Raw genomic sequence first — 13,016 nt, forward strand, 5'->3', positions numbered from 1 at the left:
CAGTTATTTAAAAAAGCGCGATAAATCTCCACGATTCAATGGTATCGAATCACGTTGCGGTTTTTGCGTCGTATCTACGAGTATTTGCTTTCTTAACCGCTCTTCTTCATCATTAAGCGTTTTTTGGCTATCCTCTAACATGATTTCTTTGATGGCTTTCATATTAAACCCTTTTTCTAATAAATGCTTGATTGAAAGTAACGTTTCTAAATCATTCAAAGAAAAAAGCCGTTTGTTCCCCTCTGTGCGCGAAGGTATTACAAGTTCATGTGTTTCATAATAACGAATTTGTCGCGCGGACAGTTCCGTTAAACGACTGACAACACTCATCGGAAATACAGGCATGTTGCGGCGAATTGTATCGTTATCCATCTCCTACATCTCCTTGACTTTTTGAACTTGATATAACCATAGCATACCCGAATGGACATTTCAAAAATGTGTCAGAAAACCTGACATGAGTGTTTCAAAGCCCGAAATCACAACATTTCTGACAATTCAGACCTCGATTTTGATGTGTCAATTCTAGCAAAAGTGTAAAATATACCTATTTTAATTTGATGAGACCGACTTTAATTAATTTTTCAACGGCACGCGTAACGGCAATTTTTACATGTTCGTATGTTAAGCCACCTTGTACGTATGCTTCATATGGCGGGCGAATCGGTCCATCAGCAGATAATTCAATTGAAGAACCTTGTATGAAAGTCCCCGCTGCCATAATGACATCATCTTCGTAACCCGGCATATAGCTTGGTTCTGGACTAAAGTGGGCATTAATAGGTGATGCGTGTTGAATGCTTTGGCAAAATTGAATCATTTGTTCTTTTGTATCAAATGAAACGGTTTGAATTAAATCTGTTCGCTTCACATCATAGCGTGGGGATGTACGCATATTCAATCGTTCCAACAATAAACTTGTAAATAATGCCCCTTTTAAACTTTGACTCACGACATGCGGACTTAAGAAAAAGCCTTGGTACATCTCTTGCAATGCATACAGTGAGGCACCTGCTTCTTTACCGATACCCGGAGCAGTTAAACGATAACCACAACGTTCGACTAGATCGCGACGCCCGACGATATAACCCCCTATTTTTGCTAGACCGCCGCCAGGATTTTTAATGAGTGACCCAGCCATTAAATCTGCGCCGACTTCAATCGGTTCTTTCGTCTCGACAAATTCACCGTAACAGTTATCTACAAATACAATCATTTCAGGATATTGCGCTTTGATCTGTCGAATGGCATCACCGATTTCATCAACATTAATCGACGGACGCTGATCGTACCCTTTTGAACGTTGAATCGCGATCACTTTCGTAGTGTCATCAATAGTCTCTAAAACCCGTTCCACATCAATATGACCTGCTTTTAATGAGACCTCCTGATAGTGAATGCCATATTCTTTTAAGCTTTCAACACCGTTACCATTGATACCAATCACTTCTAATAACGTATCGTAAGGACTTCCTGTAATGTACATCAAACTGTCACCTGGTTTAAGCGTACTTTGTAAAGCCACAGTAATCGCATGTGTCCCTGAAATGAGCTGTGGACGTACGAGGGCATCTTCAGCTTTAAACGTCTCAGTATACACCGCTTCTAAATGGTCACGTCCATAATCGTCATAGCCATATCCTGTAGACCCAACAAAATCGGCTTCCGTTATTTTGACTTTATGAAAAGCATCTAAGACACGCGCTTGATTTTCAAATGCACGTGTTTCGATATCTTTAAAATAAGGGGCTAAAGTTGTTTCGACTTCTTCAATAAGTTTGGTTAATTGTGTCATGATTCCGCTTCTTTCTATTATTTTTGATAACCTTCAATGTGATATTGATCTGTTGCTTCATCGTAATCTAATTTTGTGACTAACGTATGTTGTTTAAGATGATACAATTGGTCCGCTGCTGAGCTTGGCAATTGTGCTGTATAAAAGTCAAATTGTTTTTGAATCGCTTGAAAGAGTAAGTTTTTCACTTTTTCAATATCTTCTTCATTTTTTGATGAGACAAATACAGATGGATACTGTGTGACAGGCGTGGTTGTACCTGTAAATAAGTCTTTTTTATTAAAGATGACGACTTGAGGGATATCTTGCATATCAAGCTCTTGTACGATTTCATTCACTGTATCGTATTGAATTTTATATTCTGCATGACTCGCATCAACGACATGAATGAGCAAATCTGCTTGTCGCGCTTCTTCTAATGTCGACTTAAATGCTTCAATCAACGTCGTCGGCAGCTTTTGAATAAAACCGACTGTATCTGAAATGACCACCTCAAATCCATCATTAATTTTAAGTTGACGTGATTTGGGGTCGAGTGTCGCAAAGAGTAAATCTTGTTCGTACGTGTCAGCTGCTGTTAACGTATTAAACCATGATGATTTTCCTGCGTTTGTGTAGCCGATGAGCGCGACTTGAAACACTCGATTTTGTTCGCGCTGGTTACGATAACGCTCTCGATGGGCTTCCACTTCTGCTAATTTACGCTTAATTTCATTCATCCGTGTTCGAATATGACGACGATCTGTTTCGAGTTTCGTTTCACCTGGACCACGCGTCCCGATGCCCCCACCGAGACGGGATAAGCTTTTACCATGCCCTGTTAAGCGTGGTAACAAATAGTCTAGTTGGGCATATTCGACTTGGAGCTTCCCTTCTTTACTTTTCGCTCTTAACGCAAAAATTTCAAGAATAAGTTGTGTTCGATCAATGATTTTCACACCGAGTCGCGCATTTAAATTTTTTGACTGTGCTGTTGTCAATTCATCATTTGCTACGATCACATCAATATCATGAAATTCAATGAAATCTTGAATCTCTGCTAACTTACCACTACCGACATAATATTTATGGTCCACTTGATTTTTCTGCTGTATCCATTGCCCTTGAACATCTAAATTACACGTATAAGCTAACGCATTCAATTCATTCATCGTACTTTCAAAATCATAATGCGACTGATACAAATCAACACCGATCAGTACCGCCGTTTCTTTTATTTTTTCAGTAGAGTGAAGTTCCGTTTTCCGCATATTATCACCGTTTTCTATTTGACATATCTTCACGTATTCTATCATAGTGTGTGAATTAAGACTATACGTGCTAATTGTGCTATATTAGATTTAGAGGTGAAGACGATGCATTTATATGATATAGAAGTCCCAAAAATTGATGGTTCTACATACCCACTCTCACAATATAAAGGTGATGTCCTACTCATTGTGAATACAGCAAGCGAATGTGGATTGACACCACAATTTGAAGGATTACAAAAACTTTATGATACTTATCGTGACAAAGGATTTACAATTTTAGGTTTTCCAAGTAATCAGTTCGGTAAGCAAGAACCTGGTAGTGGTAAAGAAGCAGCGACGAATTGCCAATTGAACTATGGCGTGACATTTCCGATGCATGAAAAAATCGAAGTGAACGGCGACAATGCTCATCCACTTTATAACTATCTTAAATCGCAAAAGTCTGGCATCTTCGGCGACAAAATTAAATGGAATTTTACTAAGTTTTTAGTCGATCGTGACGGTCAAGTCGTTAAACGCTTTTCACCACAAAAAACACCAGAACATTTAAAGCAAGATATCGAGCATTTATTATAGACAGAAGAAAACATCACGCTTTCATGTTATGTACGTTGAAAGCAGTGATGTTTTTTAATGTTTGATACATGTATCTGTACTAAAAACTTTCTCAATATCGGAAAATTGATATACCGAACGTTGATTATTGATTATTATTTCGCTTTCAAGTTGTTACCAAAAGGGATGTTGTTGACTAATTTTCACAAGTTTAAATGGATCCACTTGAATTAAAACATCGATTATCCTATTGATGCGGTCAGTTTTCAATACTTCACATAGTTCTCCTTCGTCTGTAATCATTCTTTTGCGATATGCTTCCTATTGTGCATAAACATTTGGCACAATAAGACTATACAGCCACGCTTGTATTTCATTTTGTTTGAATCAATCTCTAGCAAATTTTCGATCATGTTGCAATTTGAATCCTATCGTAAAATATAACCCCTTTTGAAGATGAATGTTAGTAACCGGACATTCAATGACACTCGCTCTATGTAAAATATGTCGTGCTAATGTTTGCCTCACCATCGCCCCTTTAGTTTTTATTATTGGTGCCCTACTCTCTTATTGTCAATGGTTAATATAAAAATTTGTACCCATTTACAACTGCATGATATTGGCTACTGAACTCTCCATTTCTTATGATACTTTCATTATATTGTATATTATCATTTCGTTCATGAAGTAATATATAGAGCAAGTGTGTTTTAATGTGTTTCAAACTGATAGATGTGGTAAAGTTGAAGTAAGTGATTTGAACTAGAGAGGTGAAAAAAATGGTAAAATCAGAAGCTATGAAAATTGCAGTGACTGATGGGACGATGATTGAAGCGAAAGTGGATCGGACTGATTATGAAGCAGTTGGTATCGTACATATTTTTCACGGTATGGCTGAACATATGGATCGCTACGTGACATTAGTTGATAAGTTAAATCAACAAGGCTACCATGTCATTCGTCACAATCATCGAGGGCATGGCTATGATGTCGATGGTATTCGTGGTCATTTTGATTCAATGACACAAGTCGTTCAAGATGCTTTTGAAATTCAAAGTACGTTGAAAGCCCAATTCAATCCTCATCTACCTCTAATTTTAATTGGTCATTCGATGGGCTCTATCATTGCACGACAATTTGTACAAACATATCCGCAAGCCGCACAAGGCCTTATTTTAAGTGGTACAGGCTATTTTCCAACGTGGTATTATATCACCAACTTACCTTTACTGAAAATCATTACACTCGTCTGTGGTAAGAAGCGTCGAATGAACTGGCTCAATCAGATGACGACTGGACGCTTTAATAAAAATTTCAAACCGACACGTACGACAAGTGATTGGCTCAGTTCTGATAAGTCAGAAGTCGATCATTTCATTCAAGATCCACACACTGGTTTTCTTGTTTCTAATCAACTTATTTTTAGTGTACTCCAAACGATGATGCGGACGTCACGTGTGAAAAATATTGCGGATATGAATCTCGAATTACCAATTTTACTCATTTCTGGCAAAGATGATCCGTTTGGCGCAAATGGGAAAGGCATTCGTCGTTTCGGCAAAATTTTAAAAAGAGGCGGTATCCATCATATTACGGTACAACTTTACAAAAATAAAAGACATGAAGTTTTATTTGAAAAAGATAAAGAAACTGTATGGCGACATATGTTAGACTGGATGAGTCGAAAAATTATTAAAAAGCAAAAAGTAGGTGAACGGGGTGTCACAAAATAAACCCTTTATCGTTGCCATTGTAGGTCCAACCGCCAGTGGCAAAACGGAACTCGGTGTCGCACTCGCTAAAGCTATCGATGGTGAAGTGATTAGCGGGGACTCAATGCAAGTTTATCAAGGCATGGATATCGGAACGGCCAAAGTAACTCCGGATGAAATGGACGGTATCCCCCACCATCTCATTGATATTTTAAAACCAGATGAAACGTATTCAGCATATGATTTTCAACAACAAGCACAACAGTTAATCACGGACATTACAACGCGTGGTAAAGTACCGATCATTGTAGGTGGTACAGGGTTGTATATTCAGTCCGTAATTTACGATTATCAGTTTGATGGTGAAACGATTTCTCCTGAAACTGAACAGCGTGTTGCTGAACAAATGGCAAAATTGAAATCATACACAAATGAAGCCATACATGACTATCTAGGCACTTTTGATCCAATTTCACAGCGAGAAATCCATCCGAATAACCGTAAAAGAGTGGAACGTGCCATTTCATATTACTTAAGTACAAAAAAAGTTTTAAGTAATCGCAAGAAAAGTACCCAATTGACTGAAAATTATGATACATTATTAGTAGGGATAAAAATGTCGCGTGACACCTTATATTCCAGAATAAATAGTCGCGTAGACATGATGTTGTCTCATGGTTTATTGGATGAAGTGCAAGAACTTATTGAATTAGGTTATGAATCGTGTCAAAGTATGCAAGCGATCGGTTATAAAGAAATAATACCGGTGATTAAAAATGAAATGCCATTAGATGAAGCAATCACCTTATTGAAACAGCATTCTCGTAATTACGCAAAAAGACAAATGACTTGGTTTACAAATAAACTTAATGTTCATTGGTTAGATAGAGAGAAGATGTCACTTACTTCAATGTTATCTGAGCTTAAACCCCTAATAAATAAAAGGAGAAATGAACATGATTGAGAAACGTAACATTCAAGATGAGTACCTAGAAAAATTTAAAAATGAGGGTAAAGAACTGACGGTATTTTTAACGAATGGTTTCCAATTACGCGGTACAATTGTTGATTTTGACCAATATGTAATTGATATACTCTCTCAGGGGCGTCATCATTTAATTTACAAACATGCGATTAGTACGTTTTTAGAAGGTACTAACTAAAACATGTTAATCGAAGTGGAGCAGGCTTGACTCACGATGTGTAATTGATGTGAGGGCATCATTTTACATATTTTGATGCATCAAGCACAAATTAGGAAGAGATGTACAAGTCTGTTCCACTTCAACTTTTCATTCATTTCTTCGCTCGCATAAGAAAGTCATTACTATCTTAAGAGTATTCAATATAGAACAACGGTTGATGTTTATCATATCGACCGTTTTCTTTTGTTTTTACAGAAAAAGCGCCTAAGATGATCATCCCACCTCAGACGCTTTTTTATTTGATTTTCAATTATTTTTCAGCTGGTTGATGTTGACCGTGTCTTGCTTCTTGAATTGCTTCTTCTAATTCTTGTTTATACACAGCTTTAACGTTAGCATCGTAACCAAGTAAGTCAGCCAATACATCAACAACAGTGTCTTTATGGCGAAGTACTGTATCGATATCGAAGTATAATGCGCCGATACGACGTACTAAAAAGTCAGTTGGTTTAACAACTAATTCGTTTTGTACACCATAGACTAGTTCAACATAAAGTTCTAATGGTAAACCTGTGTTTTGATGTTGTGCTGCTTGTGCAATTGCGAATAAGTCATCTACGTTTGAACCATATTTCGTAGCAAGACGACGTGCTAAATCTGTATCTAAGTTCATCGCTTTTGCTGCTGCCACTTTATCTTCAATAAATTGTTCGAAGTTTGCGCTACCACCTACATCACCACCAGAAATTGGGATATGTTTCGTGTCAACTTCTTTAAATTTTAATTTATATTCTTGTTTAAGACGTTTTTCAACTAAATCTACAATTTCAAGCGCCATGTGACGGTAACCTGTTAACTTACCACCTGCAATTGTAAGTAAGCCTGATTTACCTTCCCAGATTTCGTCTTTACGTGAAATTTCTGAAGGGTCTTTACCTTCTTCAAAAATAAGTGGTCGTACACCAGCCCATGTTGATTCGATATCTGCATCTGTAATATGAACTGTTGGGAACATGTAGTTAATCGCATCCACTAAATAATCACGGTCTTCTTGGTTAACAAGTGGTTTTGATTTGTCGTTGTTGTAGAATGTGTCAGTTGTTCCGACATATGCTTTACCTTCACGTGGAATCGCAAAAATCATACGACCGTCTTTTTCTGTATCAAAGTACACTGCTTGACGTAATGGGAATTTAGATTGATCGATAACAACATGAACCCCTTTAGTTAAACGTAATTGTTTGTTGTTTTTAGAGTAGTCTGCACTGCGCACTTCGTCTACCCAAGGGCCTGTAGCGTTAACAACTTTTTTACCTTTAATTTCGAATGTTTCGTTACCAAGTCGATCCACGACAGCAACACCATTTACTTTTTCTTTATTGTCATATAAGAAGTTTGTCACTTTCGCGTAGTTCATAATGTCAGCGCCTTGTTCTGCCGCTTTTTTCATTACTTCAATTGTTAAACGTGCATCGTCAGTACGGTATTCTACATAGTAACCGCCACCTTTTAAGCCGTCTTGTTTTACAAGTGGTTCTTTAGCAGAAGTTTCTTTTTTGCTTAACATTTTTTTACGTTCAGATTTTTTAACACCAGCTAAACGGTCATACATTGCTAAACCAATAGAAGTTGAGAACTTACCGAAAGTACCACCTTTATGCATTGGCAATAACATCCATTCAGGTGTCGTTACGTGTGGTCCATTTTCATATACAATCGCACGTTCTTTACCTGTTTCAGCTACTACGCCGACTTGCAATTGTTTTAAATAACGAAGTCCACCATGTACTAATTTTGTTGAACGGGAACTTGTCCCTTGTGCAAAGTCTTGCATTTCCACTAATGCAACTTTCATACCTCTAGCAGTTGCGTCTAAAGCGATTCCTGCACCTGTAATGCCGCCCCCGACAACGATCAGGTCATACGCTTCATTTTGCATACGTTTTTTAACCGTATCTCTTTTCAAAGTTGATAATCTCATATACTTTCGCCTCCTAATTTCATAAAAAAGAGAGACTCCGCCTACATACTTTCATCAAGTTGTACGAACAAAGTCTCTCACTATCTCGCGTGAAGTTATTAACTTAACTCAAGTATATCACACGACTTATTCTTCGTCTAATTTAAAAACTTGCGTTGCTTCTACTGCTTTTTTCCAACCTTTGTATAGACGGTTGCTTTCTTTTTGATCCATTTCTGGTTCGAATGATTTTTCTAATTTCCAACGTCTTTGAATTTCAGATTTATCCTTCCAGAAGCCTGTCGCAATACCTGCCAAATAAGCTGCGCCAAGTGCTGTCGTTTCATTGATTTCTGGACGCTCAACTTCAATGTTTAATAAGTCTGATTGGAACTGCATTAAGAAATTGTTTTTCACTGCGCCACCGTCAACACGTAAACTATTCACTTCGATGCCTGAGTCTTGTGCCATCGCTTCGATAACGTCACGTGTTTGATAACATAATGATTCTAATGTTGCACGGATAAAGTGTTCTTTTTCAGTACCACGTGTTAAACCGAAAATAGCGCCACGTGCGTCAGAATCCCAATATGGTGTACCTAAACCAACAAATGCTGGCACGACATATACACCTTCCGTTGAATCAACACGTATTGCATAGTCTTCAGATTGTGGTGCTGAGTTAATCATACGGAGACCATCTCTTAACCATTGAATAGCAGAACCTGACACGAAAATTGAACCTTCAAGCGCATAGTTCACTTTACCATCGATACCGTAAGCAATCGTTGTTAATAAACCGTTACCAGATTTAACCGCTTCTTCACCTGTGTTCATTAACATAAAGCCACCTGTACCATAAGTGTTTTTCACGTCACCACGTTCAAAACATGCTTGGCCGAATAATGCGGCTTGTTGGTCACCAGCAATACCTGCAATCGGTACGTTTTGACCGAAGAAGTGATAATCAATCGTTTCACAATAAACTTCACTTGATGGTTTCACTTCAGGTAACATCGCTTTAGGAACATCTAACAATTCAAGTAATTCGTCATCCCATTTTAATTCATGGATGTTGTACATTAACGTACGACTCGCATTAGAATAGTCTGTTACATGCGCACGACCACCTGATAACTTCCAAACAAGCCAAGTATCGATTGTACCGAATAAGATTTCGCCTTTTGCAGCTTTTTCACGGGCACCGTCAACTTTGTCAAGAATCCATTTAACTTTTGTACCTGAGAAGTATGGATCAAGTAGTAAACCTGTTTTATCTCTAAATGTTTGTTCATGACCTTCCTGTTTTAAAGCGTCACAAATCGATTGTGTTTGACGAGATTGCCATACGATTGCGTTATAAATCGGACGACCTGTTTCTTTATCCCAAACTACCGTTGTTTCACGTTGGTTCGTAATACCGATCCCTTTAACTTCATTTGCAGATACATTATTTTCAGTCAATACAGACGCCATGACTGATAAAACTGATGACCAAATTTCATTCGCATCATGTTCTACCCACCCTGATTTTGGGAAATGTTGTTTAAATTCACGTTGTGCAACACCAACGATTTCCCCTTCCTCATTAAATAGAATCGCTCTTGAGCTTGTTGTACCTTGGTCAATAGATAAGATGTAATTTCCCATAATATTGTCTCCTCTCAACTCTTCATCTCTATGTCATTATTAACTTGTTATATGTCATTCATGATGTGTTTTTCAGTAAAAGTTCTTTATATATTTAGCCGTTATCAGTCCTTCTTTAAACATTCGGCTCTGTGTCAATTGATCACATCATCGTATGCTTCATTTTAACATCTCATAAGGCACACGGTTGTTTCTCAATTCCACAAGAATGACCAGGTCTCCATCAATAATCGAAAAGCGATAGAAACCTCGTCATTCCAATTCTTTCTAAATCTTTTTGAAATGTTGCATTGCGTTAAATTTTAGCAATTTCGTCTTTAGGTGCTTTTTTATTCATAGCGACACCTAATAACAATGTTAGAACTAAAGCAATCAATGTTACGATTGTCCATACATCAAAAATACCTTTAAATGCCAGGCGATAAAGAACAGCACCTAACATACCACCTACCATTGGTCCAAGAATAGGTACAATCGCATAACCCCAACCGCTACCGCCTTTACCAGTGATTGGCAAGATGGCATGTGCAATACGAGGACCTAAGTCACGTGCAGGGTTAATCGCATAACCCGTTGTACCACCTAAACTTAGACCAATCGCAACAATCAACGCACCTACAATAAGTGGGTTTAAACCGTCAGTAAATTTATTGGCACCAATGTATAATAAGCCAGAAGTTAATACCGCTGTACCGATAATTTCAGAAATAAAGTTTGCTGTGTAGTTTTTTAAAGCTGGTCCTGTAGCGAAAACACCTAATTTTGTCGCTTTATCTTCAGTTGCGCGCCAATGTGGTAAATACATTAACCAAGTGAGCATCCCGCCGAACACACCCCCGATTAATTGTGCAATGATATATCCTGGTACTTGTGCCCATGCAAAGTCACCGTTCATGGCTAACGCTAATGTTACAGCAGGGTTTAAGTGCGCGCCAGAAATTTGCCCAACAGCATACACGCCTAAAGTTACACCAAGCCCCCATCCAACAGTGATGACAATCCAATCTGCACCGTTACCATTTGTTTTTTTCAAAGCGACGTTTGCAACAACACCGCCACCCATGAGTAAGAGCAATGCTGTTCCGATAAATTCGGCTAAATAGACGTTCATTCTTTTTTCCTCCCTTTAAATAGAAAGAGACTCCAATCCGCATGAAAAAACATTCAAACGCGAGCAGAAGTCTCCTAGTCTCTAGCTAAATATCAACTTGAGATAATATTACAATGACGTGAAAGCGTTGTCAACACTCTAGAGCCTATTAACAAATTTATTAATATTTTTTATACTGTGACAATGTACTTTCGCAATTATTTTTAGTTTTGATTTAAATGTGACAACGATTGAAGGTTTAATTCACTACCGCAGCTTCGTCAATACTTAACGATAACGTATCTGCTGATAATGTGGCTTGAACGCCATAAGGTAATGTACATTTTGGTTCGTTATGTCCAAAACTTGCATTACCTATAATAGGCAGTGTTTCTTGATGAAACTCTTTCATAATGAGACGGAGTTTGTCATGATACGCCTCTTGATGTACACCATTTTGAGGGCGTCCCAACACAATTCCAGAGACAACATCATAAATACCCATTAAGCCGAATGCACGTAATGTTTCCTCAAAACTCATAGGGTCCACTTGCACTTCTGACGTTTCCAAAAATAAAATCTTCCCTTTGAACTGTTCGAGCTCCGGAAAATAGGGTGTGCCTCTCAGTTTATCTAACGACTCGAAACATCCACCGATGAGCTGGCCTTGCACTGTACCATGACCGCTAATGTGGATATAATCACCATTAGGCATCTTTTCACGTGCAATATGACGCTTGTCTTCCTCCCAACGCAATCCGAACACGCGCACCTCATCAGAAGTCGGAATATTGCCAATCGGTTGTGTGTCGCCTATCGCCGAAAATAGATGATCTACTGTATATGCATCCAATTCAACATTTTCTGCAAAATCAGTGAGTAATGCCGGTCCATAAAAAGAGGTAATCCCCAGTTTGTACATGTGTAAATGAAGAGGTGTAATGTCGGAATAACCGATGAAAATTTTGGGATGTTGACGTATCACTTCATCGTCTAAAAACGGAATAATGCGCACCGACTCATAACCACCAATTGTACATAAAATCGCTTGTACTTCAGAATCAACAAATGCCGCTGTAAGTATTTCGGCCCGTTCTTTCGGATGTTCAAAATTCCACGCGATGCCATTCAAACTATTATCCATCACTTTGACATGATAACCGAGTGTTTGAATATTCTCAATCCCTTGTTCCGTCCGCCAACGAACTTGAGGTTCACCAGCCAATCCTGACGAAGGAGAAACAATCGCAATCGTATCCCCTTTTTTTAATTTCTGCGGTTTTATCATCACAATTCCCCCTCGTTTTTATAACATTTACCATAATGATTTATCGCTTGTCGTAATGTAAGCAGCGCCACTACTGACAGCATGTTCAACTTCTTCTGGCGTGTTAATTAAGCCGCCTGCAATAACGGGTGTCCCTGTTTTTTGGTGAATCTCTTGAATCACTTTATCTGCAATACCCGGCAACACTTCGACATAGTCCGGTTCAATCCGCTGAATCAGTTCGATACTGCGCTCTAATGCGTGACTATCAATAATAAACACACGAAAAATTGTTACAACACCTAATGCTTTTGCCTTTTTAATCACTTTTGTTTTTGTCGACACAATACCACGTGGACGATAAGTTTGGATAATATATTCACAAGCATATTCGTCATGACTCATACCTTTAATTAAATCGATATGCATAAACGGTTTTAACTCATATTGGCTAATTAATTTCATGATGCCATTGAGATGTCCGATATGCGTATCGAGTAGGACACACGTTTCATAATCTGTTTTCAATAACTTTTCTAAATCTTTTGTTGATCGTATGGCTGGTAAAATATGTGGCTTCATGATGCCC

At 38.2% G+C, this 13,016-nt stretch carries 12 protein-coding genes; 4 read left to right on the forward strand and 8 right to left on the reverse strand.

Annotated elements, in window-relative coordinates; genetic code table 11:
• Window positions 1-3: 3 nt before the first annotated feature.
• The 3 genes from P3U61_RS07100 to hflX all read right to left on the reverse strand — a co-directional run bounded on the left by P3U61_RS07100 (window position 4) and on the right by hflX (window position 3,045).
• The gene (locus tag P3U61_RS07100; RefSeq protein ID WP_014614020.1) at window positions 4-372 is read right to left on the reverse strand and encodes a MerR family transcriptional regulator; all 369 of its coding nucleotides are present in this window, start codon (window positions 370-372) and stop codon (window positions 4-6) included.
• 175 nt (window positions 373-547) lie between these two features.
• Window positions 548-1,795 carry a methionine gamma-lyase family protein gene (locus P3U61_RS07105; RefSeq protein WP_063284350.1) on the reverse strand — a complete coding sequence of 416 codons (1,248 nt, stop codon included), beginning with the start codon at window positions 1,793-1,795 and terminating at the stop codon, window positions 548-550.
• A 17-nt stretch (window positions 1,796-1,812) separates the two neighbouring features.
• Window positions 1,813-3,045, reverse strand: coding sequence for a GTPase HflX (gene hflX / locus P3U61_RS07110; protein WP_063284349.1), 1,233 nt, complete (start codon window positions 3,043-3,045; stop codon window positions 1,813-1,815).
• A gap of 105 nt (window positions 3,046-3,150) precedes the next feature.
• Here hflX and P3U61_RS07115 point away from each other — a divergent pair, with 105 nt between their 5' ends.
• The 4 genes from P3U61_RS07115 (at window position 3,151) to hfq (ending at window position 6,478) form a co-directional block, all read left to right on the forward strand.
• Complete coding sequence (locus P3U61_RS07115; RefSeq protein WP_014614023.1) at window positions 3,151-3,624, forward strand: glutathione peroxidase; 474 nt, start codon at window positions 3,151-3,153, stop codon at window positions 3,622-3,624.
• Between the two features lie 758 nt (window positions 3,625-4,382).
• Complete coding sequence (locus P3U61_RS07120; protein WP_063284348.1) at window positions 4,383-5,336, forward strand: alpha/beta hydrolase; 954 nt, start codon at window positions 4,383-4,385, stop codon at window positions 5,334-5,336.
• A complete protein-coding gene (gene miaA, locus P3U61_RS07125) occupies window positions 5,323-6,279 on the forward strand; it encodes a tRNA (adenosine(37)-N6)-dimethylallyltransferase MiaA (RefSeq protein ID WP_014614027.1) in 957 nt (318 codons plus the stop codon). Before P3U61_RS07120 ends, miaA begins: the two co-directional genes overlap by 14 nt.
• A complete protein-coding gene (gene hfq / locus P3U61_RS07130) occupies window positions 6,272-6,478 on the forward strand; it encodes an RNA chaperone Hfq (protein ID WP_014614028.1) in 207 nt (68 codons plus the stop codon). The genes miaA and hfq overlap by 8 nt, the downstream gene beginning before the upstream one ends.
• Window positions 6,479-6,770: 292 nt before the next feature.
• Here the strand turns inward: hfq and P3U61_RS07135 are convergent, their stop codons facing one another.
• The 5 genes from P3U61_RS07135 to P3U61_RS07155 all read right to left on the reverse strand — a co-directional run bounded on the left by P3U61_RS07135 (window position 6,771) and on the right by P3U61_RS07155 (window position 13,009).
• Window positions 6,771-8,441 carry a glycerol-3-phosphate dehydrogenase/oxidase gene (locus P3U61_RS07135; protein ID WP_015729065.1) on the reverse strand — a complete coding sequence of 557 codons (1,671 nt, stop codon included), beginning with the start codon at window positions 8,439-8,441 and terminating at the stop codon, window positions 6,771-6,773.
• Window positions 8,442-8,567: 126 nt separating this feature from the next.
• The gene (gene glpK / locus P3U61_RS07140; RefSeq protein WP_014614030.1) at window positions 8,568-10,070 is read right to left on the reverse strand and encodes a glycerol kinase GlpK; all 1,503 of its coding nucleotides are present in this window, start codon (window positions 10,068-10,070) and stop codon (window positions 8,568-8,570) included.
• A 295-nt stretch (window positions 10,071-10,365) separates the two neighbouring features.
• Window positions 10,366-11,181, reverse strand: a complete 816-nt coding sequence (locus tag P3U61_RS07145) for an MIP/aquaporin family protein (protein WP_014614031.1) — start codon at window positions 11,179-11,181, stop codon at window positions 10,366-10,368.
• A 238-nt stretch (window positions 11,182-11,419) separates the two neighbouring features.
• The gene (locus P3U61_RS07150) at window positions 11,420-12,448 is read right to left on the reverse strand and encodes a S66 family peptidase (protein ID WP_063284346.1); all 1,029 of its coding nucleotides are present in this window, start codon (window positions 12,446-12,448) and stop codon (window positions 11,420-11,422) included.
• A 27-nt stretch (window positions 12,449-12,475) separates the two neighbouring features.
• Window positions 12,476-13,009, reverse strand: a complete 534-nt coding sequence (locus tag P3U61_RS07155; RefSeq protein ID WP_063279110.1) for a glycerol-3-phosphate responsive antiterminator — start codon at window positions 13,007-13,009, stop codon at window positions 12,476-12,478.
• Between the last annotated feature and the right edge of the window lie 7 nt (window positions 13,010-13,016).

This window comes from Staphylococcus pseudintermedius (assembly GCF_034042775.1).
Classification (GTDB): Bacteria; Bacillota; Bacilli; order Staphylococcales; family Staphylococcaceae; genus Staphylococcus; species Staphylococcus pseudintermedius.

Excerpts from the sequence above, each read along its gene's own strand:
- P3U61_RS07100 (WP_014614020.1), bottom strand. The coding sequence starts at position 372 with ATGGATAACGATACAATTCGCCGCAACATGCCTGTATTTCCGATGAGT.
- P3U61_RS07105 (WP_063284350.1), bottom strand. The coding sequence starts at position 1,795 with ATGACACAATTAACCAAACTTATTGAAGAAGTCGAAACAACTTTAGCC.
- hflX (WP_063284349.1), bottom strand. The coding sequence starts at position 3,045 with ATGCGGAAAACGGAACTTCACTCTACTGAAAAAATAAAAGAAACGGCG.
- P3U61_RS07115 (WP_014614023.1), top strand. The coding sequence starts at position 3,151 with ATGCATTTATATGATATAGAAGTCCCAAAAATTGATGGTTCTACATAC.
- P3U61_RS07120 (WP_063284348.1), top strand. The coding sequence starts at position 4,383 with ATGGTAAAATCAGAAGCTATGAAAATTGCAGTGACTGATGGGACGATG.
- hfq (WP_014614028.1), top strand. The coding sequence starts at position 6,272 with ATGATTGAGAAACGTAACATTCAAGATGAGTACCTAGAAAAATTTAAA.
- P3U61_RS07135 (WP_015729065.1), bottom strand. The coding sequence starts at position 8,441 with ATGAGATTATCAACTTTGAAAAGAGATACGGTTAAAAAACGTATGCAA.
- glpK (WP_014614030.1), bottom strand. The coding sequence starts at position 10,070 with ATGGGAAATTACATCTTATCTATTGACCAAGGTACAACAAGCTCAAGA.
- P3U61_RS07145 (WP_014614031.1), bottom strand. The coding sequence starts at position 11,181 with ATGAACGTCTATTTAGCCGAATTTATCGGAACAGCATTGCTCTTACTC.
- P3U61_RS07150 (WP_063284346.1), bottom strand. The coding sequence starts at position 12,448 with ATGATAAAACCGCAGAAATTAAAAAAAGGGGATACGATTGCGATTGTT.
- P3U61_RS07155 (WP_063279110.1), bottom strand. The coding sequence starts at position 13,009 with ATGAAGCCACATATTTTACCAGCCATACGATCAACAAAAGATTTAGAA.